This is a genomic window from Rhizomicrobium palustre (assembly GCF_011761565.1).
Taxonomy (GTDB): domain Bacteria; phylum Pseudomonadota; class Alphaproteobacteria; order Micropepsales; family Micropepsaceae; genus Rhizomicrobium; species Rhizomicrobium palustre.
The window spans coordinates 1033758-1059034 of the sequence record NZ_JAASRM010000001.1 but is presented as its reverse complement, the minus strand read 5'-3'; the positions used below and the strand labels follow the sequence as shown (position 1 = coordinate 1059034).

The 25277-nt window shown below is 58.8% G+C and carries 24 protein-coding genes and 2 pseudogenes; 12 read left to right on the top strand and 14 right to left on the bottom strand.

Going from position 1 to position 25277, the window contains the following annotated elements; all coding sequences use genetic code 11:
• Positions 1 to 1555: 1555 nt before the first annotated feature.
• The 6 genes from FHS83_RS04580 to FHS83_RS04555 all read right to left on the bottom strand — a co-directional run bounded on the left by FHS83_RS04580 (position 1556) and on the right by FHS83_RS04555 (position 8921).
• Positions 1556 to 2374, bottom strand: a complete 819-nt coding sequence (locus tag FHS83_RS04580) for an alpha/beta fold hydrolase (RefSeq protein ID WP_167081352.1) — start codon at positions 2372 to 2374, stop codon at positions 1556 to 1558.
• Between the two features lie 389 nt (positions 2375 to 2763).
• Positions 2764 to 3297 carry a winged helix-turn-helix domain-containing protein gene (locus tag FHS83_RS04575; protein WP_167081350.1) on the bottom strand — a complete coding sequence of 178 codons (534 nt, stop codon included), beginning with the start codon at positions 3295 to 3297 and terminating at the stop codon, positions 2764 to 2766.
• 236 nt (positions 3298 to 3533) lie between these two features.
• A complete protein-coding gene (locus FHS83_RS04570; RefSeq protein ID WP_167081348.1) occupies positions 3534 to 4172 on the bottom strand; it encodes a response regulator in 639 nt (212 codons plus the stop codon).
• On the bottom strand, positions 4165 to 4959 hold the full coding sequence (locus tag FHS83_RS04565; protein ID WP_167081346.1) for a sensor histidine kinase: 795 nt from the start codon (positions 4957 to 4959) through the stop codon (positions 4165 to 4167). The genes FHS83_RS04570 and FHS83_RS04565 overlap by 8 nt, the downstream gene beginning before the upstream one ends.
• Before the next feature lie 265 nt (positions 4960 to 5224).
• Positions 5225 to 8296 (bottom strand): sensor histidine kinase, encoded by a 3072-nt coding sequence (locus FHS83_RS04560; RefSeq protein ID WP_167081344.1) that lies wholly within the window; start codon positions 8294 to 8296, stop codon positions 5225 to 5227.
• A gap of 328 nt (positions 8297 to 8624) precedes the next feature.
• Positions 8625 to 8921: a putative quinol monooxygenase gene (locus tag FHS83_RS04555; protein ID WP_167081341.1), complete on the bottom strand. Its 297-nt coding sequence runs from the start codon at positions 8919 to 8921 to the stop codon at positions 8625 to 8627.
• Positions 8922 to 9401: 480 nt separating this feature from the next.
• Between FHS83_RS04555 and FHS83_RS04550 the strand changes: the two are divergent.
• From FHS83_RS04550 to FHS83_RS04540, 3 genes and pseudogenes are all read left to right on the top strand, one after another.
• Positions 9402 to 9521: pseudogene (locus FHS83_RS04550) on the top strand (type 1 glutamine amidotransferase domain-containing protein); the annotation flags it as partial.
• 115 nt (positions 9522 to 9636) lie between these two features.
• Positions 9637 to 10359, top strand: a complete 723-nt coding sequence (locus FHS83_RS04545; protein WP_208414227.1) for an alpha/beta hydrolase — start codon at positions 9637 to 9639, stop codon at positions 10357 to 10359.
• A 79-nt stretch (positions 10360 to 10438) separates the two neighbouring features.
• Entirely contained in the window at positions 10439 to 11347 is a 909-nt protein-coding gene (locus FHS83_RS04540; protein WP_208414226.1) for an MBL fold metallo-hydrolase, read from the top strand.
• A gap of 201 nt (positions 11348 to 11548) precedes the next feature.
• On the opposite strand, the gene FHS83_RS04535 is transcribed toward FHS83_RS04540, so the two are convergent.
• From FHS83_RS04535 to FHS83_RS04505, 6 genes and pseudogenes are all read right to left on the bottom strand, one after another.
• Positions 11549 to 12445: a hypothetical protein gene (locus FHS83_RS04535; RefSeq protein ID WP_167081337.1), complete on the bottom strand. Its 897-nt coding sequence runs from the start codon at positions 12443 to 12445 to the stop codon at positions 11549 to 11551.
• 87 nt (positions 12446 to 12532) lie between these two features.
• Positions 12533 to 13216: a type 1 glutamine amidotransferase domain-containing protein gene (locus FHS83_RS04530; protein ID WP_167081336.1), complete on the bottom strand. Its 684-nt coding sequence runs from the start codon at positions 13214 to 13216 to the stop codon at positions 12533 to 12535.
• A gap of 91 nt (positions 13217 to 13307) precedes the next feature.
• Positions 13308 to 13442, bottom strand: a pseudogene (locus FHS83_RS19235) (GFA family protein); the annotation flags it as partial.
• A gap of 49 nt (positions 13443 to 13491) precedes the next feature.
• Positions 13492 to 13842: a putative quinol monooxygenase gene (locus tag FHS83_RS04520; RefSeq protein WP_425061525.1), complete on the bottom strand. Its 351-nt coding sequence runs from the start codon at positions 13840 to 13842 to the stop codon at positions 13492 to 13494.
• Between the two features lie 103 nt (positions 13843 to 13945).
• Positions 13946 to 14791, bottom strand: a complete 846-nt coding sequence (locus tag FHS83_RS04515; RefSeq protein WP_167081332.1) for a VOC family protein — start codon at positions 14789 to 14791, stop codon at positions 13946 to 13948.
• A 49-nt stretch (positions 14792 to 14840) separates the two neighbouring features.
• Complete coding sequence (locus FHS83_RS04505; protein WP_208414223.1) at positions 14841 to 15146, bottom strand: heme-degrading domain-containing protein; 306 nt, start codon at positions 15144 to 15146, stop codon at positions 14841 to 14843.
• 546 nt (positions 15147 to 15692) lie between these two features.
• Between FHS83_RS04505 and FHS83_RS04500 the strand changes: the two genes are divergently transcribed.
• From FHS83_RS04500 to FHS83_RS04490, 3 genes are all read left to right on the top strand, one after another.
• Positions 15693 to 16427 (top strand): autoinducer binding domain-containing protein, encoded by a 735-nt coding sequence (locus FHS83_RS04500; RefSeq protein WP_167081330.1) that lies wholly within the window; start codon positions 15693 to 15695, stop codon positions 16425 to 16427.
• An 80-nt stretch (positions 16428 to 16507) separates the two neighbouring features.
• The gene (locus tag FHS83_RS04495; protein ID WP_167081328.1) at positions 16508 to 17137 is read left to right on the top strand and encodes an acyl-homoserine-lactone synthase; all 630 of its coding nucleotides are present in this window, start codon (positions 16508 to 16510) and stop codon (positions 17135 to 17137) included.
• Positions 17138 to 17197: 60 nt separating this feature from the next.
• Positions 17198 to 17974 carry a DNA -binding domain-containing protein gene (locus FHS83_RS04490; protein ID WP_167081327.1) on the top strand — a complete coding sequence of 259 codons (777 nt, stop codon included), beginning with the start codon at positions 17198 to 17200 and terminating at the stop codon, positions 17972 to 17974.
• A gap of 15 nt (positions 17975 to 17989) precedes the next feature.
• Here the strand turns inward: FHS83_RS04490 and FHS83_RS04485 are convergent, their stop codons facing one another.
• Positions 17990 to 18280, bottom strand: coding sequence for a DNA -binding domain-containing protein (locus FHS83_RS04485; RefSeq protein WP_167081325.1), 291 nt, complete (start codon positions 18278 to 18280; stop codon positions 17990 to 17992).
• A 225-nt stretch (positions 18281 to 18505) separates the two neighbouring features.
• On the opposite strand from FHS83_RS04485, the gene FHS83_RS19615 reads away from it, so the two are divergent.
• The 3 genes from FHS83_RS19615 to FHS83_RS04470 all read left to right on the top strand — a co-directional run bounded on the left by FHS83_RS19615 (position 18506) and on the right by FHS83_RS04470 (position 20492).
• Positions 18506 to 18778, top strand: a complete 273-nt coding sequence (locus FHS83_RS19615; protein WP_341801530.1) for a DoxX family protein — start codon at positions 18506 to 18508, stop codon at positions 18776 to 18778.
• 74 nt (positions 18779 to 18852) lie between these two features.
• Complete coding sequence (locus FHS83_RS04475; protein ID WP_167081321.1) at positions 18853 to 19734, top strand: VOC family protein; 882 nt, start codon at positions 18853 to 18855, stop codon at positions 19732 to 19734.
• Between the two features lie 77 nt (positions 19735 to 19811).
• A complete protein-coding gene (locus tag FHS83_RS04470) occupies positions 19812 to 20492 on the top strand; it encodes a YoaK family protein (RefSeq protein ID WP_167081319.1) in 681 nt (226 codons plus the stop codon).
• Here FHS83_RS04470 and FHS83_RS04465 read toward each other — a convergent pair whose 3' ends face one another.
• On the bottom strand, positions 20493 to 21401 hold the full coding sequence (locus FHS83_RS04465) for an AraC family transcriptional regulator (protein ID WP_167081317.1): 909 nt from the start codon (positions 21399 to 21401) through the stop codon (positions 20493 to 20495).
• Positions 21402 to 21857: 456 nt separating this feature from the next.
• Here FHS83_RS04465 and fumC point away from each other — a divergent pair, with 456 nt between their 5' ends.
• From fumC to mqo, 3 genes are read left to right on the top strand one after another with little or no spacing between them, the layout of a single operon-like run.
• Positions 21858 to 23306, top strand: coding sequence for a class II fumarate hydratase (gene fumC / locus FHS83_RS04460; RefSeq protein ID WP_167081315.1), 1449 nt, complete (start codon positions 21858 to 21860; stop codon positions 23304 to 23306).
• Positions 23307 to 23321: 15 nt separating this feature from the next.
• Complete coding sequence (locus tag FHS83_RS04455) at positions 23322 to 23714, top strand: cupin domain-containing protein (RefSeq protein WP_167081313.1); 393 nt, start codon at positions 23322 to 23324, stop codon at positions 23712 to 23714.
• The gene (gene mqo / locus FHS83_RS04450; RefSeq protein WP_167081311.1) at positions 23714 to 25201 is read left to right on the top strand and encodes a malate dehydrogenase (quinone); all 1488 of its coding nucleotides are present in this window, start codon (positions 23714 to 23716) and stop codon (positions 25199 to 25201) included. The genes FHS83_RS04455 and mqo overlap by 1 nt, the downstream gene beginning before the upstream one ends.
• The last annotated feature ends 76 nt before the right edge of the window (positions 25202 to 25277 follow it).

The window sequence follows — 25277 nt, the reverse complement described above, 5'->3', positions numbered from 1 at the left end:
ATCGTGGTCTAGCCATCTTGCAACTTCCAGAACATCACGTATGTACTCGCGCACGGCGCTCGGCTCGTACCAGGCCGTTCCGCGCTGTCCGCGCACCCAACGAATCTTCCCGGACTTTCGCGCTGCACGCAAGCCTATGCGTGAAAGGCAAGGCCAAGTTTTGACTACTTGGGATTCCGACAGAAGTGTGTCGGCTCCCGGACAAACGAGGTTTGCGCCCTCCTCAGTGACTGACGCAAATGCTGACATCGAAATCCATGCACCTGATGCGGCCGTCAGCATTTCGTCGGCTCGGCTTGTGGTCGGTCACTGGCTGCCACGGAAGCGACGGAGTGAATACGGCTCGATGATGACTTGTTCTGGGCGACGCTGTCTACGCATGCTCCGCTAGAGCTCAGCTCAAACCACAAAGAGGAACTTTAGGGGACGCACACACACAAGCCCTCTCGGACTATCCTCGTAATAATTGCCGAGGCCAGAGGTCGCGCATTGGAGGTCCTCAGAGTCGCCATTCAATCCGTCTGGTTCATTCTTGTACCAGCTGATAAGGCGTTTTTTCACCAGATTGTCCTGGATGAGTTACAGCGTGTCGGATTACCATAAAGGAGTTGGTCTGGAGGTCTGCATGGATGGTGTTTGGCTTGCTGGCATTGCATTGACAGCCCTATCTTCTGGTCACGGCAGCTTGGATAATAACATGGTAATGAGTCCGGGACCCGATCAGTCGGCGATCAGAGAGGCTTGTTCGGACTTCGAACATAATGCAGAGCGATCGGGCTGGGGCAGGTTGCAGCCCGTGGGCGCCCTTCCGAGCGGAAAAATTGAACGCCTTGTGATTTTAAGAATAGACGGATGCCCTGCACGCGAGGTCGTCAAACGGGGCGCCGTATATCTTATCCAAGGAGGGGAGACGTATCTAACCTCCTCTTCCTCCGGTTCTGGTAAGGCAGCTAATCCGCAATAACACGGTGGATGCTATCGATCGAAGTTGAGGCTCGCATTTCTTACGAGCGGGGCAGTTCTCCCAGCAATGCCACGCCCTAGCCCAAAACCATGTTTGTCCAATCCATCATCCCTCTTGTGAACTCTGCCCCGTCCGGATCAGTCTCCACATTTTCCGAGATAACTTTGGTACTCTCCATGAGCCTGCGAATATTCCTTGCGCAACTCCATCAATTCGTACTGTCGAACATGACTGCCAGCATCACTGATTACGTGTCGTACGCCAAGCAGCTCCGCTCGACGTTGCCTGCAAAGGCCTCTGGAATCGAATGCATTCATACCGTCATTTACGGCAAAGGGCTGTGGTGAAGATGTTCTCTTCTTGAAAGGGGAAGATACCGAGCGCCCCCTTGGGGCCGGCAGGCGCGAGGCCAACGATGGAGTGGACCTCAAGACCGAACAACGCCACCCGCTTCGAGTGGGATCGTGGCCGACGAATATTCGAGGAGGGTATGAGTTTCTTGTCGTTTCTTCGTCACGACGCCGAAACCCGAGCCCTCCTCACTTAAAGCTCGAAATGTCTATCATAGGCAATCATGGATGAGAGATGTTGTCAGGCCCTGATGAACGCCAGCAGGTCGGGGTTGAGGACATCCGCATGCGTGGTGAGCATGCCATGGGGATAGCCCGGATACGTCTTCAGCGAGCCTTTTTTAAGCAGGTTGACCGCGCGCGGCACTGAGCTTGCGAAGGGGACGACTTGATCAGCCTCACCATGCATCACCAGCACCGGCACGGTGATCTTCTTGAGGTCTTCGCTATAGTCTTCGAGCCAAGAGGCGACGGTTGCGTAATGCGCGAGGGCACCGCCAGCCATGCCTTGGCGCCACCAGTTGGCAATGACCGCCTCCGAAGGTTTCGCGCCGTCGAGGTTGTAGCCGTAGAACGGGTTCTCTGGGACGAAGCGGTAGAACTCCGACCGGTTGCCCAGCACACCTGCGCGGATCGCTTCGAACCACTCCAGCGGCTGGCCGGACGGGTTGTCCGCGCTCCGGTACATGTTCGGCGTCAGTGAAGCGACCAACACCGCTTTCGCGACGCGCTCCTGATGGCGAGCGACATAGCGAGCCACCTCACCGCCGCCTGTCGAGTGCCCGATATGGATCGCATCTTGCAGATCGAGATGTTCCGTCAGGGCTGCGAGGTCTGCAACCCAGTGGTCCATGTCGTTGCCGGTGCTGGGCTGGTCGGACCGGCCGTGGCCGCGCCGGTCGTGGGCGATCACCCGATACCCGTGCTGAAGGAAGAACGTCATCTGGGCATCCCAGTCGTCCGCTGTCAGCGGCCAACCGTGGCTGAAAACGATGGGCTGACCCGATCCCCAATCCTTGTAGAAGATGCTTACGCCGTCTGTAGTGGTGATCGTGGACATTGTTCAGTTCCTTCAGGTTAGCCGCGGGTTGAGCTTCATCGCTCGCTGGCGCGGCGTTCCAGCGGGTGATCTCTGCGAAACAATTGGTACGCTTCGGCGTCAGAAGAGGGGTGGCGATCTTTTTCTAAGATGACCAGTCGTCTATTAACGCGACAATCTTTTCGGCAAGCAGGCATGCACCACAATCCTGGTGATCTCGCCGCCCCAAGCCTTGGTGGCTTGGCAGCCTTCCATTGCTCGGGCGCGATCAGTAGAGGTCATCGTCCTGGCTTGTCATTGGGAAGGGCTGCACTTGAAAGTGCTTGTATTCGCAATACTGTGTGGCTCGGGGCAGGGTTCCACCTGCATTGGTCGGACTGAGTTTGAGGTCTTATGTAGGTCGCGGATTATCAAGCGTTCGGCTCCCTCCGACCTGACGAGATTTGCGCGAGGTGCTGCCGAACGGCATCGATGGTCTCGATCAACTCAACGATGCTGGGCGCTTCTCCTGCTGGGGGGCGGTTTGAAGCTGGAGCGAGCGATCCAGTCGCACGGACTGGCGCGATGAAGCGATAGCCTCTACCGACGACGGTCGCGATAAATTGTGGCAAGCAAGGATCGTCCTCTAGGACCCGTCGCAGGCCGGCCACATTGACCTTGAGATTGGTTTCTTCGACGTGGGTGTTCGGCCAGACCCGCGAGATCAGCGTGCGCTTGTCCACCAGTTCGCCCGGTTTCTCGACTAGAGCCGTGAGGATGTCGAGTGCGCGTCCCCCGATTCTGACCGGCACCTCTTGTTTTAGCAGTAACTGCTGTTCCGGCCTCAGAAGGAAAAGGCCGAACGCAAAGGAGCGCTGGGGCAGCACGGCTTGGTCAAAAACCGGTGCGTAATCCGGTGAACGAGTTGCCCCAAGAAGAGGTTCGGAAGCTGCAGTAGTCGGCATTTCGACACTCCTTCTAGCTTGACGCATAGTCTGAGCTGTCGGCATCTGGTCCATCACTGGAGTGCGTTCGACAGTGTTGCTCTATCCGACAGTGGCAGAATAGGCGTCGGCCCCAACATCGGTCTATGGCCCCAAAGCGGGTAAGCCAGAGTACCCATGTCAGTGACAAGCCATGTCTAGTGCACGAAGTCAGCGACTTGCGAAATTGCTTCCGGTCGATAAACTTGACGGAATGGCTAAAGTTCGATGATACCTCGCTTGGCGGCAACCGTTACCGCGTGCGTTCGGTCTGTGACCCCGAGCTTGGCGAAGGTGCGCTTGAGATGTGCCTTCACCGTGTCCTCCGAGACACCTAACCTCCAGGCGATCTGCTTGTTCGGATTGCCGGCAGCCACCAGCGACAGAATCTCGATTTCGCGCTCGGTCAGGGCTTCGCCGATCGCGTGCACCGCTATCTGTGTCGCGACCTCCGGAGGGATATGGTGTCCACCGCCATGCACTGCGCGGATCGCGTCTATCAGATCGGTTCGCATCGCGCTCTTGAGCAAGTAGCCGTTGGCCCCCGCCTTGAGCGCACGCAATGCCTTCGCATCGCCGACGTAGGTTGTGAGCACCAGAATACGTACCTGCGGATGCTTTTTGCTGATCGTCTGGATCGCCTCGACCCCGTCGATGCCGGGCATTTGGAGATCCATCAGCACCACATCGGGGCTGGCCGCCTCAATCGCGGCGATCGCCGCGGCGCCATCGCCAGCCTCCGCGACCACAACCATATCAGACTGCCGCTTGATTGACCCAACGACCCCGTCGCGCAGCATCGGGTGATCGTCCACGATCATCACGCGGATGGGACTGGCGGTTACAGAGTCATTCATCACTACGTACCATCGCGAACCGACGCCACCAAGCTAGCCATATCGAGCGCGATCTGTCGGCATAGGCAATCTCAGCCCCAACCGTCACTTCGACTTGAGTGCCACGAGTGAGCCCAGGTGTGATCGCCAGTTGTCCGCCGATCTTCGCCGCCCGCTCTCGCATGCCGACCAAGCCAAAGTGACCAGTGACGCCGTCCTGCGCGACAATCGCCGGCGCAATACCGATTCCATCGTCGATGATCCGTAGTGTCAATGCCTTGGGCCCGAATATGATCGCGATGGTGACGTTACGTGCCTGGGCATGGTGCGCAATATTGAACAGCGCCTCGTCAGTAATCCGCAGCAACTCGTCGGTGACCGCCGGATAGACGTCACGTTGTGAGCCCTCGATGACCACGCGTGTCTCGACCTTCTCGGGCCGCAGCAACCGTTCGGCAGTACGCCTGACGAGGTCGGACAGGCTGCGCGTGTCGCTCCATTGGTGCAGCGCGTGGACGCGGTCGCGTCCTTCGATAATGATCGCATCGGCGCTGTCGAGTGCATCGATCATCTCGCGGTGCGTGGACGGTATAGTAGTGATGTCCTGGGCGATGTTGCTGAATCGCATGATAAGCCCCTGGACGCTTTGCAGCAGCGTGTCGTACAGCTCGCGCGTGATACGCTCGCGCTCGTCCCGCCGCTCATTCATCTGCGCTCGGATGCGGTTGGCAACGGCACGAAGTCGCAGCGAATAGGCGAACCACAGCAATGCCAAAAGCAGCAGCGCGATCGAGATGCGCCTACCCATAGATAGATATCGCGCCGATTTATGCATTTGTGATTTTCATGGCCGTTGCCCTGATCGAGCGGAGCGCGTCTCGAGACATGTCGAACTTAGTCGTCCGACTTAGCCCCTTCGCCTCACGCGCGTCGACAGCCAGCACCCGCCCGAGGTTGTCATGCGACCAGAATTAACCCCGCTTCACGGAGATGAACAACCAGATGCCACGTCGCCGCATCGTATTCGGAGTGGCTACAACGTGAATTCCGTGATTGCATTGGCAAATACCGCATCATTTACCGTTGCGCTTCTTTGCGAGTCGATACCACCAGGCCAGCCATATCGGCTGCGGTCTGTCGGCATAGGCAATCTCGGCAGCGACCTTTATTTCTACTTGTGTCCCTCCGGCTGGGGCAGGGGTGATGGCCAGTTGTCCGCCTATCTTCTCCGCCCGCTCGCGCATGCCGACGAGACCAAAATGACCAGCGACACCGCCTTGGGCGACGATCTCCGGTGCGATTCCGACACCGTCGTCGATGATGCGTAAAACAAGTTCTTCCGCGCCATAGGAAACGGCGATCGAGACTTTGCGCGCGTGCGCGTGACGGGTGACGTTGAACAATGCCTCGTCCGTGATACGCAGGAGTTCATCGGCAATTGCGGGGTAAATCTCCCGTTGCAGCCCCTCGACGCCTACTCGAATCTCGATCTTGTCAGACAGCAGGAGCCGCTCGGCGGTGTGGGTGACGACGTCGGACAGGCTCCGTGCTCCGCTCCATCGCCGCAATTCGTGGACGCGGTCGCGCCCTTCCACCACGACGGCGTCTGCGCTGTCCAGCGCATCCAGCATATCGCGGTGTGCCGGCTGAATCGCAGTTATGTCCTGTGCAATGTTGCTGAAGCGCATGATCAACCCCTGCACGCTCTGCAGCAGGGTATCGTGCAGCTCGCGCGCGATGCGTTCGCGCTCGTCCAGGCGCTCGTTCATCCGCGCCCGGATGCGCTCGGCAATGGCGCGTAACCGCAGCGAATAGCCGAGCCACAGCAGCGCCAGCGCTAGAGCCGCGCAGAGGAGGTAGAACGGCCAGCTCTGGAAAAAAGTCGGCGGAATTTCAAACTCTAACGTCGCGCCCCGTCGGTTCCATACGCCGTCATCGTTCGCCGCCATAAGGCGGAACCTGTAGCTGCCTGGCTTAAGCCCCGTGTAGAAGGCCGCGCGGCGGGTGCCCGGGTCGACCCAATCATCGTCCACGCCTTCCAATCGGTAGCGGAACCGCACGCGTGAAGGCATAGAAAGGCTCGGCGCGGTATACTCGATCTGGAGATTGGAAGCGCCTTTCGGCAGCTGAATGGGCGTAGAGACCGCATAGATGCGGCCGTCGTAAACCAAAGACTTGATGATCACTGGCGGTGGAAGTGAATTGAAGGAAAGCCGCTTGGGGTCGATCCAGGCAACGCCGAGCCTTGTCACGAACCAAAGACGTCCGTCGGAGGCCTCCATTGCCGTTTGCGACCAGGAGTCCTGCTGCGCCACGCCGGGCATTCCGTCGTCACGATCGAACACCCGTGCCTTCACCGGGCGAGAGGTGTGAGCGAACGCATAATCTAGGTCAGTGCTCGCGATATTAACAACGCCGGCAACGGTGTTGAGCCAGAGGTCGCCTTCGGAGGTTTCGACGATTCCGGCTGTCCGGCTCAAAAACGGGTGCGTGTCTGACGTGAGAGTGATGAAGCGCTGGCCGCTAAACCGCGCCAATCCGAAGTCGCCGCCTGCATAAACATGTCGTCCCCGGACGGCCATCACCACAACGGTTCCCAGCGAAAGATCGCTGCGCGCGGAGAACACCCGACGTGTGGTTCCATCGACCATCTCGATGCGGTCGCCTTCTGCGATCCATACGCGCCCGAGCTCGTCGCGGAGCATCTGCATTGGCAAAATTCCTGGGGTCGCCAGGCGTGGTTCGGACGTCCATCCACGCTCTTTCCGGCAAAAGGCCCCCTCCACGGATGAGACGCAGATTCGACCCGGGGCTTCCTCAAGGAGGGCAAACGGTCTGCTCCTTGCCCATGGCAGCGGCACGTCCCGCACGGTTACGCCTGATAGAATGCCCAGCGTTCGGTCTGTGCCGATCCAGGTCCGCAACAATGCATCTGTGTGAAGGATCAATGGCCGCTGCGGAAGTTGGACCAGCTTCCGGGCGACATGCTCTGGGTCCACTCTGAAGAGAGCGTCCTTTGAAGTCACATACATCGAGCCGGAGCGGCCTCGCGCGATCCGGAAACCATTCCGTGAATCCGTAGGCAGCCCGGTCGCCACCACCACGCTCGTCTCACGAAACTGGTCGAGACCAAGATTCGTCCCTACCCACACGTTACCTTCACGATCTTCCAGGATAGGGTTGGCGAGGTTGGACGTAAGGCCGCGCTCCGCGCCGAACTTCTCTTTCGCGCTATCGGCAATGAGCGCCCTATCTCCCAAGCCGACGCCATCGAGACGAAAGACGCCGCCACTCCCGTAGGTTCCCCAAAGATTGCCGTGCCGATCGAACAGGATGCTTTCTGCTCGAGGATCGGCCGTCATCGGCGGCACAATCCATGTCGGCGCGGCTTGGGCAGGCGATGCCGCGATGCGCTGGAGACCGGGGCGGGCGCCGGTGGTGAGCCATATCGCTCCATCAGGCGACTGCTTCAGCTTTGGTCTGTCCGAAGCCGAGGCGGTGACGGGCGAAAAGCGATTTGTGCCCGGACGCAGCACCTCGAGTTCACCGCCGGCCGCTATCCAGACCGATCCGTCGGCCGCCCCGAGGACGCTGGTTGCCGCGCCTGCGGCTACCCCACGTGAACGACCGAAAATCTCCCATCTGCCCTGATGGAAGCGCGCGACGCCGCCTCTGTCATTCTCGCCTAGGGCCGCCCAGATCCCGCCTGTGCGGTCCTCAGATAGCTCCAGCACGGGGACCGGCGGCAGGCCTAAGTCGAACGTGGTCAGGTGGCCCGCGCGGAGTCTCGCCAAAGCACCTGATGCAAAGCCGATCCAAAGATCACCGGAGCGAGTGGCGAGCAGGGAATTGACGTTGAGCGAAGGAAGGCTCTCGCCTTTGACTGGTCGGAACTTCTCGAAGCTCGCTCCGTCGAACCGGTAGAGTCCGCCGCCCGTACCCAGCCAGAGATAACCGTCGTTCGACTGAGCGAGAGCCCAAACTTCCGGTGGGGCTCCGTCTCTCGAAGTCCAGGCAGTGTGCTGCAGTTGTTGAAGGCTACGTTGCGCATCTGCCGCACATGCGCCACCCAGGTCCGGCAGGAGCGAGGCAAGCATCCCCAGCAGAAGCAATTTCCTAGCGGACGGCATGTCCGATATTTTCATTCAAATCGGACGCGGTGTCACGCTGGAGCACGGCGAGACCTAAATCTCACCGTATGTATTGCCGTGTCGACAGCTTCTTGAAAGCTCGCTGCGAAGTATCGCAGAGGAAGCTTTGCGTGATCGCTCTATACGCCCCAGGCCGCTCGCACATCGTTATGCGAGACCAACACGGCATCACCACCAGTTTTGCCACGCCGGACACACCATACTGGCCACCCGCGTGAAGAACATGACGGGGAACAGCCCATCCCGAGCTATGTCGTTCCGCCCAGAAGGGCGGCCCGTCGGCTAATCTTCCTGCTCATCGTTTCGAATCTCCTTCTCTCCCTCAGGCAACCACGACTGCTCGGAGGCTCAAGGCCTGGCGGTCAGCCAGCGCACCGACGTTCGCACGATAGTATTGAAAATGCGGAGAGGCCTGGTGCGCGCCGGCCGCCTCCGCGTCGACATAGAGTTCGTCGAGCACGAAGACGCCTGGCTGGGAGGGATCGGCCCAGAGGTCGTAGCGCAAATTGCCCGGTTCCAACCGGCTGGAACGGATCAACCCTTCGAGCAGGCTGCGCAGTTCGGCTTCTTTGCCTGGATGGGCCGTCAAGATGCCCACGGTCTTCACGTTGCTGGTCATGTCCGTTCTCCTGTTACAGACGGTCCTCGTTACGCACCTTCTCGGCGGACTGCGGCATAGACCAGCAGGCTGCGTTGGCAAGGTTAAACGCAGCAAAACTCGGTTAGGCGCGCTTTCGCATTCTCATCGTGCTCCTGCGACGAACACCGATAACCTCTCAGCAAGCAGATCGGCGGCTTCGTCGCTGTGGATACGCTACCAACTTTATCACCAATCGGCAGGTCCGGAGAGTTAAGCGGGATCAATTTCGGGCAATGTCCGATCGCGGGCCGACTGATCTTTAGCACCATCAACCAGGCTCTCTTGTGGGGCAATGTTCTCTCTTAACCCAACCTAACCGCAATTCACGACCGAGACCCCGGACGCGAGCGTATTAGACGTGAGCTGCTGCTTCGGCAGATCAACGCAACGGAGTACGTCATGAGCAAAGGAAAGGTCGTCGTCATCGGTTCGAATGCTGCGCGCATCGATAACCGGTCGGACTTTGAGCCCTATGTCATCGAAAATCGCGAACTGATCACCGGCCAGAACCCACGCTCAGACCATCCGATTGCTAAGGCACCTATCGCAGCGCTGGATCGCAAGCTCGGCCTCGCCTGACAGCGTACCGAACAAGATCCCAACTTGGTGATGCGCGCTCCGTTCCGGAAGCGTGCGACCCGTTCAACCTGGAGTGACGTCAATGAAACATCTTATTACAGGAGTGTTTCTCGCCATGGCTACCATCGCTTCCGCCGCCGCTCAGACCCCTGATAAGCCCGTCTCGATCGTCTTGGTGCACGGCGCCTTTGTCGATGCCTCGGGATGGAAGTCCGTCTACGACATCCTGACACACGACGGTTATGAGGTGTTAGTCGTCCAGAACCCGACCGTTACGCTCGATGGCGATGTCGAGGCGACGCGCCAGGTGATCGCCAGGGCGACCAAGCCGGTCCTGCTGGTCGGCCACAGCTATGGCGGCGCGGTCATCACCGAAGCCGGCACCGATCCCAAGGTGAAGAGCCTCGTTTATATCGCGGCGCTCGCGCCCGATGCCGGGGAATCGGTGTTCGAGCTCGCCACCCGGCCGGTGCCGGGCGAGTCCGGTCCGCCACTGCTGCCGCCGGACGACGGGTTCATCATTGTCGATCCCGCCAAGTTCCCAACTGCTTTTGCCCAGGATGTCGATATCTCGGTCACCGGCTTCATGGCGGTGGGGCAAGTTCCCTGGGGGCTCGGTGCGGTGCAGCCCAAGCTCACCAAGGCGGCGTGGAATGACAAACCGGTCCACTGGATGCTGACGACACAGGACCACATGGTCTCGCCGACCACCCAGCGCTTTATGGCGACCCGCGCCAAGGCCAAACTGACCGAGATCCACAGCAGCCACGCCGTGATGCTGTCTCATCCCAAGGAAGTCGCCGCCTTCATTGAGGCTGCGGCCGCCGACACCCACTAACCTAAAGTTCTAGGCGGCGGCGCGTGCGCCGCCCGCCCGGAAACGCCGAAGAACAATCGGAGTTGAGGGAGAATGTTAGATGGTCGATGCTACACACATGCCGAAATCAATGACACGCCGACAGACAATCGCCATGGGTAGCGGTGCGCTGCTTGGCTCGGCGCTACTCGTCGCGCACGGCTCGGCCAGTGCCATTACTGAGCGTTCTACCCGAAGCGCGAGCCTGACCCAGGTGCGTAACGCGACCTTGCGCATCGATTATGGCGGGGTTCGTTTCCTGGTCGACCCATTGCTGGGAGACAAAGACGCCTATCCTGGCTTCGAGGGTACGGCGAACAGCCAGCGGCGCAACCCGCTGGTGCCGCTGCCCATACCGCTCGCCTCGATCGTCGACGTGGATGCCGTCGTCGTGACGCACCTGCATCCCGATCACTGGGACGAGGCAGCGAAGGCCAAGCTGAACAAGTCGCTGCCGATCTTCGCGCAGAATGCCGAGGACGCTGCCCAGCTCCGATCTGCGGGCTTCTCAGATGTGCGATTGCTGACCGAAAATACCGAGTTTCATGGCGTGCGTCTGAACCGTACTGGCGGGCAGCATGGTACCGACGCAGCCCTGAAGGCACTGCCGCAGATCCTCGGCCCCGTCAGCGGCTTCGTCATGAGCCATCCTGCTCACAAGACTCTTTATGTCGCCGGCGATACGATCTGGAACGCTGAGGTCAAGCGCGCCATTGCCCATCACTCTCCGGACGTGATTGTACTAAACGCCGGCATGGCGACGGTGATCGGACTCGATCCGATCATCATGGGGCCTGCCGATGTGCTCGCCGTGCATCGTGCCGCGCCGAACGCCATGCTGATCGCCAGCCACATGGAAGCCGTCAATCACTGCATCCTCAGCCGAGCTGACCTGCGTGCCTTCGCGAAACGGGACGGATACGATCAGCATCTCCTCATTCCCGCCGATGGTGAAACACTGGCGATCTGAAGAGGCGTTTGACATCGCTCACGTGTATTGATTGCGTTTTACGCGCCGGCTTAACCGCAGGTCCTGGACGAAGTGATTGAGATCGGATGCGAGGCTCTGTTCAATATCAGCCTCATTCCGACGCGGTTCGCGCCAGGACGGAATATCCTCGCGATCGTCTTGTTCTGCAGATCGAGGATGAGTGTAGCGGATTTGATCCCGTCATGTTGGCGGAGGGTCCGACAGGAGGGAGCTTTGTGCAAGCCAAAGGGCGACATTGCGGACATAGCGATGCGTATCAGCGATGGCTTGCGGTTCCCGCAGCATGCCATCGCCGGGAGGTTCATCCACAAAGCTGGGAGCGCCACTTCTGGTGTCCCAATTATAGTCTGCGAAGTGGTGGAATGTGCTTTGCGCTATCGCGGGGCCGGCCCTTTCACCGGGCTCAAAGGCCACCGCCAGGTTGAATGGGCGTCCGGAAACTTTGCTCACGCCCCGCGCAATAACGCGCGCGTGCTCATCAACTGGGGCCGCAACCGCCCCCTCATGCGGATGAGACGGCAGGAAACGTATGGCGCCGGTCGGTGAGGTGGGGTCTGCCAAGACGGGGTGTATCGGACTCAGAACCTCAATTGTCTGGAAATCGCCGTTGGCTCCTGAATGGAAATTCGGCCACGAGATATATGTTGTCTGGAGATCGTCCACCTTGCGGTTTGCTTCGTCCGGATCGGGGTTCCGTGAATGAAAGTAATGGGCCTTTCCGACGCCCCCAAGATTGCAAACAGACGATCCGAGATCCATATGATCCCGGGTCACGAGGAGCCCGCGGCCTTTGCGGCGGAAATTGGAAATCGCCTCGCAATCTTCTGTCGTTAGGCCATTGCCGACATCCACGGCGAACAGCCACATTTCGTCGAACTCGCTCCGATCAAGTCTGGACAGCACGGCGTCCGGCGATCCCAGGGGATCGCGATTACGCGTTGTGACCTCAAAAATCGGGCGTCCCTCGGCGTCGCGTTCGTTGCGCAGAAATTCCGCTAAACGGCTGAAGCGCGAAATTGACCAATCGTCCACAGCCACAGGGATGGTGGTTTGAAGCAATACCTTGATCGGTTCCATACAGTTCACTCGCGAAGGAAGGCGGCTCAAATCACAGCAAGACGCCTCCTAAGCCAATCGGCAAATCGCGTATTGCACCTCATCAGTTCACGCTGGAACGGCAGCTCGTTTTAGGGCGGCGAGCAGTTCTTTTCCAAGCGGTCCCGCCGAGGCTGGGTTCTGGCCGGTAATAAGCCGACCATCGACGACGACGTGAGGTTGCCAGTTGGATGCAGACGAGTACTCGGCTCCCTCAGCTCTTAGCGCATCTTCGAGTTCGTAGGGTACGTCTTCGCGGGCGTAGTCGTATTCTTCCTTTGTCGAAAACGATGTCAGTTTCCTGCCGCGCACGAATGGTGTGCCATCACCGAGATTGACACCGAGCAAGGCGCAAGGACCGTGGCAAACGGCGGTAACGATCTTTCCCGTGGTCCAGGCGCGCACAATGGCCTTCTGGACATCCGCATTGCGCTGGATGTCGACCATGGGGCCGAGCCCGCCGGGCACCAGGATGGCATCATAATCGGCCGTGTCTACTTCGCACAATTTCCGACTGTGATTCAGCCGCCGGAAGGCCTTGCTCTCGAGAAAACCCTTCTGGGCAGGGTCTTTCTCGTCATATGCATCGTAGGGCGTCCAGCCACCGGCGGGAGACGCAAACTCTATTGCGATTCCTGCGTTGTCGAGCACGTCGAATGGATGGGCCACTTCGGCGAAGAAGAAGCCTGTCTTGCGATTGTGCGGGCCAATGACTGGTGCGTTGGTGACGATGAACAAGACATGTTGGGTCATGGTTTTCTCCTCGATTGATCGTTGGAATGGGGGCATCGGACGTTCAGCCCGGCATGGCATAGTATTGCGGCAGGGATAGCGCAGCGGCCCAGTCGAGCCCCTTTCCCGAGCCCGCGATGTAGTGGAAGGCTTTCGGCTGACCGCTTTTCAGCGGAAATGTATCTTGCGGAATGCCGAGGAAGGTCGCCGCTTCGCCACCGCATTGGCCGGTATGTTTCATCGTCATCGCTGCGTCCTTTCTTGCAAGGTGTATCGCCGGTGTTTATCCCACAGCGTTACTTGGATGGTTCGTTCAGTACGCGCATTTGCATCACTGTGACGCCGCCGTCAGCGAGTTCGGGCAGCCGCGCGAACCATTGCTGTACATAGGGCATCGCGTTATGCGCCTCGAAATCGGCGCGGGTCGCAAAGACTTCGTAAAACACGAAATGCCCCGGCGTTTCGCGATCTTCCTGGAGGAAGTAAACGAGATTTTTCGGATCACTGCGAACAAGCGCGACCAGCGGCAGCGTTACCTTGCGCAGTTCATCCTCCTTTCCGGGCTTGGCGTGGACCTGCGCAACGATCGACCAAGCATCTTCGGGTATCCGGGAATAGGGGGGTGCTGCGCGTTCGCGCGCCGCCATCGGCGAGACCATCGCTAGCTCCACGATGGCGGCCATGATCACTACAAGAACGGGTGGACGTAAATGTTTTCGCATGACCTTTCCCTTTTCGAAGTGAAGGTCCTTAGCGGGCACCCACAAGCGCCTGCCGTTTGGCGAAGGCGTCGCCGAACCGCTTCTTTACCGGCCCGAGCACGCGCACGAATTCTAGCTGCTCACCTTCAGGCCCCTTGCAATAGATCAGTTCCCAGCCGTCTGACGGCGGTTCGGTGACTTTGGTGGTATTGGCGTCGCGCGGGGCTGCCTTGCGTTGCTGTTCGGTGGTGACGCGGATCGACCTGTTGGCGCGCACTTGTGCCATGCCGCGCCGAGCGGACTCGGCTTCAAGGTCGGCGATGAATTTGTTGAAGTCGACGTCGTCGCGCACATAAAAGCAGATGTGCATCATGCGCGGATAGGCCGGGCTCATATGCTGTACCGGCTCCGCGAACGACTTGGAGCTACCCATGGGCTGGCTTGCGTCGCGATACTGCAGGAGTTCGATAACCACATTGTCGAACTGGATGAATCGCACATCTAGACGCTGGACCCCGGAGCGTAGATCGGGCACGCCGATGGTTTGGGGATCGATGCCGCGTTCAGTGGCGAGAATTTCCTGGTCGGCAAGCAGCGTATTCTGAACCGTATCACCGTGGAAGTTGCCGTGCCGAAATACTTCGGTTCCGCCTAGTACCTGCGTGTAGAACTCGTAAGCACGCTCCATATTCTGAACGGTAAGGCCGAAATGCTGCACGCCTTGCAGTCGGACGCCCAGAGGTGCGCCGTCACGGTCGCTGATGGTGGGTTGCGACCGCGCAGGTGCTGTTGAAAGTGCGCCACCGGCCATACCTGTTATGATCGCCGGACCTGTCAAATGGATGACGTCCCGCCGCCTGAGGTTCGAGGCATTTTCGTCATTGACGTTACTCATGTCGCACCTTTCGGTTTTGTCCTTCAGTGTCCAATCCTTCAGAACGTCACTACCGCGCGCCCGACGATTTGTAGTCGTGCATCAGGTTGATATTCTTGTTGATGTCGTTGAACGAGATCGTCTTGATCGTGTGTTGGATCTCGTCTTGTCGAACATGCGGGCTGTTTTCGTCTTGCCGATGGCAAGGTCGATACTCCCAGTGAGCGCGCCGTCTTGGCGCGAACGCGATGAGGGCCTCGCCAGCATCGACCACCGCGATATTGTGGACAATGCCGAGACTGGTCGCCTTGTCCTCGTCAGTCTGCAGCATCCGTTTCGCATCTGACAGCGTCAGGGGGGTGAGCATGTGAGGCATGGTTTTGCTCAGGTTCCACACTGTTCGTTCGGCACGGGCGCTACCGGGGCGGCCACGAGGTGGTCGTCGCAGAGATGGCGCGCAATGCCCAAATCCTTTGCAGTAGCCAACTTGCGTCTGGACCAGCCAGGTCGCCTTTTTCGGGTTGGCCCAATCAAAATAGCAAAGAGTCGCTGGCGGTACCGGTTAAAAGAGGTAAATCCGGATTTGTTGGGATGCCCGCCTGATATCTCGGCCCCAGTTCTGTGCCACTACTCTGATGGGGTGGTATTCGCCTTAATGGCCTCGCGCCCTAAGCACCGCCATAGCGACAACGGCTTCCTCACGTAATGAATGACCTATACCTAAGCTAGTCTGCATCGCTAAGTAGTCAAAACAGAGCAGCCGGGGTAATGGACTTTAGGGCATCATTGTTAGCCACAAAATTGCGCTGCGGCTACGGATAAGTTGGGCTCTCACGAGTTGCTTTTGCTTAACACCAAGCTGCTGATTGACTGTCTAGAGCTCGCATAGTCATCATCGCTGGCTTTTACTCTGGTAAGAGTGATGCAGCGCATCTTCCAAAGATTCCTTGATCAACTGAACATCTGCCGGGACGTAGGCGAGTTCCAGCTTGCCATGGCTGAGGCAATAACGAGTTTCGACCTCTCGTGTTTTGCCTATCTTCGGATGCCGCGCGATCAGCTCGCTCCTGCGGCACTAATCTCCAATTACCCAGTTCTCTGGACCGATCACTATCTGCGACAGCACTATGAGAAGCTCGATCCCGTTATCGCTCAAGCCCACAAATGGGACGAGCCGTTCGAGTGGGGGATAAGCACTCCGGCGAGCGAAATAACCCCTGCCGAAGCGCAATTCTTCGATGAGGCCGCGGAGTTCGGAATTCGTTGCGGTCTTACGATTCCGGTGCAGGACGGTCACGGGCCGGTTGCGGCGGTCACGTTTGCATCGGATGCGCCGCGCCGGGAGTTTTTGCAGATCATTGAGCAGAATAAGCGCGTTCTTCAATTGATGTCGCTATGTCTGCATTTTCAGGTGCGACGAAAGCTCGATGATCGACCGCCCGACAGTATGGCTGGGCTGACGCCGCGGGAATTTGATTGCATCCGTTGGGTCGCGGAGGGCAAAACCGCATGGGAAACCGCCCAAATTCTTCAGATCAGTGAGAACACGGTTATTTGGCATATTGAAAATGCCAAACGAAAGCTCGGCGTCCGGACCAAGAGTCAAATCGCGAGATTACTGGGCCGTGCAACGCAGGACGGCAGCAAATGTTCCTAGCACCCGCCCCATAAGAGTTTGGGGGCTCCGCACGTCCATGTTTTCCGCTTTCATGCCGGTACTACGCATGGAGGCTCATTGTGATCCAATTGATTACGCCCGATCGATATGGCGAGTTCAGGGAGCATCTCGCTGAGATGCATCGCTTACGTTACCGTGTCTTCAAGGAGCGGCTGGGCTGGGAAGTGGAGACCGCCGGTGATATGGAGGCCGATGGATTTGATGCCTTGCGACCAGCCTATCTGCTGCTGCGAGCTCATGATGGACGTTTGCAAGGATGTGTTCGGTTTCTGCCATCAAAAGGCTCCACCATGTTGCGTGATGCCTTTCCGGCCCTTGTGCCCGAAGGGGCGGCCCCTGCAGCGCACGACATCTGGGAGAGCAGCCGCTTTGCGCTCGACCTCCAAAGCGATACGCCGAAAGCGGCTGGTGGGATTGCGAAATCGACTTATGAACTTTTCGCGGGCATGGTGGAGTTTGGCTTGGCCAAAGCCCTCAGAAAAATCCTCACCGTTACGGATGTGCGGATGGAACGCATTCTGCGGCGGGCCACTTGGCCGCTTGAACGATTAGGACCGTCTCGCGCGATTGGTACCACGATGGCGGTGGCGGGCTATCTCGAAGTATCGGCCGCAGCGCTAGCGCGTTTGCGCGAACTTGGCGGGCTACCTGGTCCCGTACTCTGGGCCCCTGTGATGCAGGCTGCGTGAGACATGTGGGAAATGGGATGTGTTGCTCAATGGGGGTGGAGATGACCGACAATGGTAAGCATGAGCGCACCGCCCAATTGGCGGACCGGATACGAAGGTTTTGAGCGCTTTCCGCGATTGGCATTCGCGTGGGAATACCTGCGCCGCAATGAGAGATTTCGAGAGGTTTGCCACGACAATTCCCGGTATATCCGGCAGGTAGGCAATCGGTTCACAGTGATTGATGGCCGACGGCTAAAATTTGGTGGCCATTGCCTCTTCGCTACCTCGCCCGACGACGACGCCCGTTCGGCCACGGTCTTCTGGGAGCCTGGTGTGTGCCCCAAAGTATTGCATTTGTTGGCACTACCCGTCCGGAAGAGGGCAATGCCATTTATCTTCGCCGAAAGCCCATTACATACCAGCTTGCTTATTGCTCCAGATGGGTTGCAACACGTAACTGTCCGGGATGGTGTGCGGACCTTGCAACTCTGCATTCGCGGCCAAAGTCTTCTTCATCCAGTTACGCTGGTGTTTGATACCGCTGCAGCGCCATCGCTGTTTTCCCGCCAAAATCAGAGTCTGGCCTGCTTTCAGGCATACCGGGCAGGCCAAGGATTTCTAGAACGCCATTTCCCGGCGGATCCGCACGCCAAGCGTCTGACCTTTGTTCTTAAAGCCCTGGACGGCTGGCTTTTCGGTCTGCCCCAACGTGAGATCGCGTTGACGCTCTACGGACGCGAGCGTGTTGAACGCGATTGGCGTGATCCCAGAGAAAACCTTCGCGATCAGGTGCGACACGCGATTGCACGCGGACGAGCGTTGGTGGAGCGCGGTCACTGCGCATTTTTGTGTTGAGGCGAGTTTGTGGAATTACCACTCGTCGTCGGCTTCACGCAGCAAATGGCGGTAGCCGTGCTTCGTCATCCAATGGGCCCGTGCCAGATGGGTGTCGTAGCAGCGCTTGGCGTAAACAAAATCTCGGTCAGGATCGGCTTTGAGGACGATTTTTGCCACTTCCCGCCAATCGGCGCCCTCTTTCTCGGCGTCGAGCAGGCGCACGTAGCAAATAAATAACGTGTAGTCATAATCGGTCAGTTCTGGCACGTCGGGAGCGCAAGCAATGATGTTCGGATCTGGGCTTGGTCTCGGCCGTCGCACCATTCTAGGTCTCCCATCGGCTTGTGGCGGCATCTCGGGCGGAGCGACGTTGGTGGCCCGGTGACCACAATGTTCGCACGACACGCGCCCAACAATTTTCCCCCGAACCATGGCCATAACGCTGTTGTCCGACCCCGCAGGTCGAACCTGTGAAAGGTTTCATCACTTCTGAAGTGAGTTGTGTTCAGACCGTCAGAATCGCAGTTTTTTGTTTGTTAAGCAAACAGCGTGCTGGTGATTAAATTCGGACGGAGGGGAAAGGCTTCGCCCTGGCCGGCGTCCTCGGGGCGCCGGCAACCGGCCGCGGTTTGGGCCGTGGCTGCGATCACGTTGGAACTGGTAGGTCCCGTTCCCATCGTTTGGGGAAGGTTTGTCTGGCTGGCAGCGGGCGGATTGACCCTCTTGACCTTGATTGCCAGTCTGGTCGCCTATGATTTCTGGAACTCGAGCGGGCAGGCGCAATTCATGGCGCTAACAGTTTCTTCGAGCATATGGGATTGATCGTAGGTCTGGTGATGGCGGCTTTGGTTGCGGAGCACGCCAAGCGCTGTGATGGCTGAAGAGGGACGTTTCGGATGCGTAAATTTACAGTTGGCGTGCTTGCAGGTGTGGCTTTGGCTGGCCTTTGGGTCACGCCGCTTGAAGCCAAGAATTTCTCCGTCGGACCACAATACGATACCACACATGTGTATGTCGCGCCGGAGGACTACGATCGTTTCATGGCGAGTTTCGTCGCTACGTTCGGCGGTAAGCTCTCCAAGCAAGGCGTGTTTCAAGTCACGCCGACTCCGAGCCAGACCGTGTCGCAATTGGCGCTTACGCCGGTCGGAACGATTTCGACGTTCGGCTTCAAGACCCCGGTTCCCTATCCCTTCGGGGCGGAACGCACCGGATATCTCGTCACCGATATCGACGCCGCCGTGAAAGCCGCACGGAAAGCGGGCGCGACGGTTTTGGTGTCGACCTTCCTCGATCCGATCGGCAAGGATGCGGTGATCACTTGGCCGGGCGGGGTGAACATGCAGCTCTATTGGCACACAACAGCCCCGAATTATCCCGCGCTCGCCACCGTGCCGGAAAACCGGGTTTATGTTTCGCCTGATGCCGCCAACGCCTTCATCCATGATTTCGTCGCGTTTGCGCATGCCAACGTGGTGTCCGATGTGGCTAACGCCCCAGGCGAAGAAATCGGCAAGCCAGGCACGACCTATCGCCGGGTCCGCATCGAATCCGGTTACGGCAAGATGGTGGTGCTGGTGACCAATGGGCAATTGCCCTGGCCTTATGGGCGCGAAACGACGGGGTATGAAGTTCCGGATCTCGATGCGACGCTTATGAAGGCCAAAGCGGCCGGCGTGACGGTGGTGAATGAGCCGGCCATTTCCGGTAATCGTAAAGCGGCGATGGTGCAGTTCCCGGGAGGCTATGTGGCCGAGATTCACGCGGTCGCTCCGTGATCAGAACGGCGCTCGTTCCGGTGGTCCGCAAATCGCCATTGCTCCTTGGCATGGAACTCAAGACCGGCTGGTGAACAATGAATCCTACGATAAACCGCGTTGCGATTTTGCTTAGTATCTTGGGCGGCTATGTCGATACACTCAGTTTCTTGAGCTTACAGGGGCTATTCGCCGCCCACGTCACCGGAAATTTCGTCACGCTCGGCGCAGCCCTAGTGTTGGGCAACAGCGGTATAACGGCAAAGCTTCTGGCATTGCCGGTTTTCTGTCTGGTAATTATCGTAACGCGATTGCTCGCCCATGGCCTGGAACGGCGCGGGCGGGCGCCTCTGCCGATGATGCTGTGCCTGATGCTCGTGCTATTTCTTGCGGCGGCTGTACTAGCCTTTCGGTTCAGCCCATTCCTCGGCGGCGACCAATGGCCGGCGCTGATCACCGGAATGGTTCTCGTCTCGGCTATGGCAATCCAGAACGGCGCGCAACGCATTCATCTGCCGCAGATCCCGCCATCGACTTTGATGACCGGCTCTACCACACAGGCAATGTTGGATATCGCCGATCTTGTGGCCGGAAAAGCGGGAGACGAGACCGCGGTCATTCGGGGCCGGTTTGTACGCCTTGGCACCAGCATCCTGTCGTTTGCGTTCGGCTGTGCCGCGGCGGCGCTTCTGGTGCATTTTGCTGGAGCGGCAAGCTACGCACTTCCGCCGCTGCTCGCGCTTGCCATTCTATTGCATCAGCCGCACAAGACGGCGTGATCACCCGCGCGATTTGCGCCAAGCGCCGGGCGAGGTTCCGACAACCTGCCGGAACGTCCGGGTGAAATGGCTTTGGTCGGCAAAGCCGGTATTGAGAGCAATGTCGGCCAAAGACTGCTCGGCCGAAAGCAGCATGTCCTGGGCATGACGGATGCGGATATTCGTCTGCCAACGCGATGGCGGAGCGCCCGTCGAGGCTTTGAAGGCGCGGCCGAAATGGGATTGGGAAATGTTGGCCAGCTTCGCCAGTTCGGCCAACGAAACCTGATCGCGCCACTTTTCTTCCAGATAATCGATGACCCGTTGCAGGGTTCGCGGCGCCAGTCCGCCGTGCGCTTGCGATTGAGCTTTGCCGGCCGTGGCCAGAAGTGCCGCGGCAAGGGCCATGACAAGACTCTCACCGTAGAGACGTCCATTGGGCTCCTGTTGTAGCGTTTCGGTGGCAAGCATGGTGGCGATCTGGCGAATGGCGGGATCGGAGAATACCGCAATGTGAGAAAGCTGGAGCAGCAATTGCGTATCGTGTCCGGCTTCTTCCAGCCGCGCAGCGTCGAAGAAAAAGGAGATGCGTCGTGCAAAGGCAATGTGATCGGCGCGCTCCCACACCGGCAATCTTGCGGGTACCAGATAGAGCCGAGCATCGCCGTGCCATGGCCGCGACTCTGTATGGTCGAGTTTTGCACGCAACTCGACATGACCTCCCCGTTCTTCAAGGCAAACGGCCAGCCAAGCGCGGTCGGCGCATTTTTTCGCTAAATGGCAGCCGGGGCCTCGCAATTCGTCTACTTCCGCCACCAAGCCGTTCCAATGCTTTTTCGGATATGTGACTGCCGTCACGGAACTGCGTACTGCGACGGTATTTCGTGCCGCCGAATTGATCTCGCTCGTCTCAAATGCCTGCAGACCCATGGTTTAGCCGTTGAAATACGGCCCATAATGCCTGATGTACGACGCATGCGTTTGTTAATCGTTGTAAATTGAGGTAACGAGGGCGACAGGGTTTTGCTTCAGACGTCAGCGGGTACGGTCCGCATTTTTGTGATTTGGTTCCCCGAGAGAGGCGGAATGACTCGCTGCCAACTCGAGCCATCGGCCCATGTACAAGAACGGCCGTCGGCTGGGCGGACAACAAGCTCTTAGCTTTGCTCCTGCTCTAAACCGGGATTGACACTAAAGCGGGAACGGCAAGCATTCTTGGCGGATCCCAGCGCCATTGTCTTAATCTGCGCATTTCTTCGGGCCGCAATCTGTGCGGGGCGCTGCCGGTGTCTTTATGCGCATCGGCTTCAATTTTCCCCGTTTCCGACAATATCTGCGTGAGATCAGACCCGACTATCCCAGCGAACGCCCGTGAGGAGGTCTGAGTTGACGGATGTTCCTGAGCTCAAGCTGCTTCCCATCGGCATTGATGCGACGGGCAGCCGTGAGGAATTCGACAGTTTGGGCAAAGTCGCCGTGCCGGCGGATCGCTATTGGGGAGCGCAGACGGAGCGGTCGCTGCTTCATTTCGACATCGGCGGAGACCGCATGCCGAAGGCCGTTTATCGTGCTTATGGTTACGTCAAGAAAGCCTGCGCTTTGGTGAACGCGGCTGCGGGGCGGCTGCCGCGGTGGAAGTGCGAGGCGATCGTGCGCGCCGCCGACGAGGCGATCGCGGGCGAGCTGGATGATCATTTTCCTCTGTTTGTGTGGCAGACAGGCTCGGGCACGCAATCGAACATGAACGTCAACGAGGTGTTGTCGAATCGAGCGATCCAATTGCTCGGCGGGACGCTCGGTTCGCAGCATCCGATTGGTCCCAATGACGACGTGAATATGGGGCAGTCGTCGAACGACACATTTCCTGCGGCGATGCACATCGCCACGGTGATGGCCATCGACGACCAGCTCCTTCCCGCGGTTCGGCACCTCGCCGATACGATCGAAGCCAAAGCCGAGGGCTGGATGGATGTCGTCAAAATCGGTCGCACGCATCTGGAAGATGCAGTGCCTCTGACCGTAGGCCAGGAATGGTATGGCTGGGCGGGGCAGATACGCGCCTGTATCGTGGCGGTGGAGGCGAGCCGCGCCGGGCTCCACGAATTGGCAATTGGCGGCACAGCGGTCGGAACGGGCCTGAATGCGCCGCCGGGTTTTTCGAATGACGTCGCGGCCAAGGTTGCCGAATTGACCGGTCGGCCTTTCGTCACGGCCCCGAACAAGTTTGCGGCACAAGGTTCGCTCGATGCCATGGTGCGCGCATCCGCAGGACTGCGCGGTCTCGCTGTCGCGCTGATGAAAATCGCCAACGATATGCGTTGGCTCGCATCTGGCCCGCGGTGCGGTCTAGGCGAGTTGAAGCTTCCGGCCAATGAACCTGGCTCCTCCATCATGCCTGGAAAGGTTAATCCTACCCAATGCGAGGCCATGGTGATGATCGCCATTCAGGTTCTCGGCAATGACAGCGCGGTGGCGTTCGCGGGCAGCCAGGGAAATTTCGAGTTGAATGCGATGCGCCCCATCATCATCAACGCCGTGTTGCATTCAATCCGCATCCTCGCCGATGGCTGCGATCGGTTCCGCGAATTCTCAGTCGTGGGGACCGAAATTGTCCCAGAGCGGATCAAATCCTATGTGGAGGGCAGCGTCATGCTGGTGACCGCGCTCTCGCCGGTCATCGGGTATCAGAACGCCGCCCGTATCGCCGAGAGAGCCATTGCCGAGGGCCTAACGCTGAAACAGGCCGCGCTCGCCTCTGGGTTGGTGGATGAGAATCTGTTCGATCAAACCATCCGCCCGCTCGCCATGGTCGGCAAAGGCCTATCCGGTGCGTAAAAAGGAGAGACTGAAATGATCCGCTGCGTCAGACTGTGGACCGGTCCGGACGGCAATTCACTGTTTGAGGAAGGTCAACTCGTGATCGGGGCCGGCCTTCACGGTAAAGCCTCGGGTTTGCCGATTGCTGTTCATGAGCTTTCTTTTCAGGAGACCTCGGCGGGCTCTTTCGATTGGCATCAGGACCCCCAGCCGCAATTCGTTCTGACCCTGTCGGGCACGATCGAATTCGAAGTCAAGTCCGGTGCCACCTTCGTGATCCGGCCCGGCGATGCACTGCTCGCACAGGACAACAGCGGAACAGGCCATCGCTGGCGCTTGATCGGCTCGGAGCCCTGGCGCCGCGCTTATGTCGTTTATGAAGACGGGGCCGATCTCCATTTCGAACCCCAAAAAGGAGCTCTGTGATGGACAATCCCGACATTCTCTTGATCGGAGCTGGCATCATGAGCGCGACCCTCGGCACGGTGTTGCACGAGCTTGATCCATCGCTCCGGATTACCATGATCGAGCGGCTCGAGGATTGCGGCCTGGAAAGTTCCATGGGCTGGAACAATGCCGGCACCGGCCATGCCGCCAATTGCGAGTTGAACTATACACCCCAGCGCTCTGACGGCAGCATCGACATTTCCCAGGCGCTCAAGGTCAATACCGAATTCGACGTCTCGCGACAGCTTTGGGCATATTTGGTGACGAGCGGCGCCATTCCCGATCCGCGCGCCTTTCTTCATCCTTGTCCGCATATGAGTTTTGTCTGGGGAGCGGAGAATGTCGCCTTCCTCAAGACACGCTATGCCGCCATGAGCGCGCACCACTGCTATCACGGCATGGAATACAGCGAGGACCACGCCGAAATTGCAAGCTGGGCGCCATTGGTGATGGAAGGCCGCGATCCGGCCGCGAAGGTGGCTGCCACGCGGATAGTAACCGGCACGGATGTCGATTATGGCGCCCTCACGCATCTGCTCGTTGCCCGGCTTGCGGCGGAGGGCTTGGATTTGCGCTATCGAAGCGAGGTCGTTGCCATCGAACGCGCCAGGGATGGCCGCTGGACCGTGACGTTCGAAAACAACAATGATGGTACGCGGCATAGCGTGTCGGCCGGCTTCGTCTTTATAGGCGCAGGCGGCGCCGCGATCGAACTTCTGCAGAAATCCGGTATTCCGGAGGCCAAGGGCATCGGTGGCTTTCCTGTCAGCGGCATCTGGCTTAGGTGCGATGTTGATACCGTATCGCAGCGCCATCACGCCAAGGTCTACGGCAAGGCCTCGACCGGCTCGCCGCCGATGTCGGTGCCGCATCTCGATACCCGCATTATTGGCGGAAAGACCTCGCTTTTGTTCGGGCCGTATGCGGGATTTTCCACCAAATTCCTCAAGCACGGCTCGCTGGCCGATCTGTTCGAAACCATCACGCCCAACAACCTCCTGCCGCTCATCGATGTCGCCAAGGATAATGTCGCCCTGGAGGAGTATCTCATCGGCCAGGTATTCCAGAGTCACCATCACCAGTTCGAAATGCTCCGCCAGTTCTTTCCCACGGCGAAGCGCGGCGACTGGAAGCTGGCGGTCGCGGGACAACGCGTCCAGATTATCAAGCCGGATGAAGCCGACCTCGGTGGTCGGCTCGAATTCGGCACGGAGTTGATTGCAGCCGCGGACAAATCGCTCGTCGCTTTGCTCGGAGCATCCCCGGGCGCGTCGACCGCCGCGGCCATTGCCTTTGATGTGCTGCAAATGTGCTTTGCCGGTCGCCTGACCGAGATGGATTGGCTGCCCGCACTGAAAAAGATCTACCCCACCTACGGCATCGATCTCACGCAAGACGCCAAGGCGACACGCGCAACCAGAGCGGCGACGGCAGCGGTGCTCAAGATTACCGATATCAAGCGCTGAAACAGCAGCCAGCCAACATGGTATTTTTCATGGTATCATGTCGCATATGTTGTGTAGCGGGAGACGCAATCGCGCT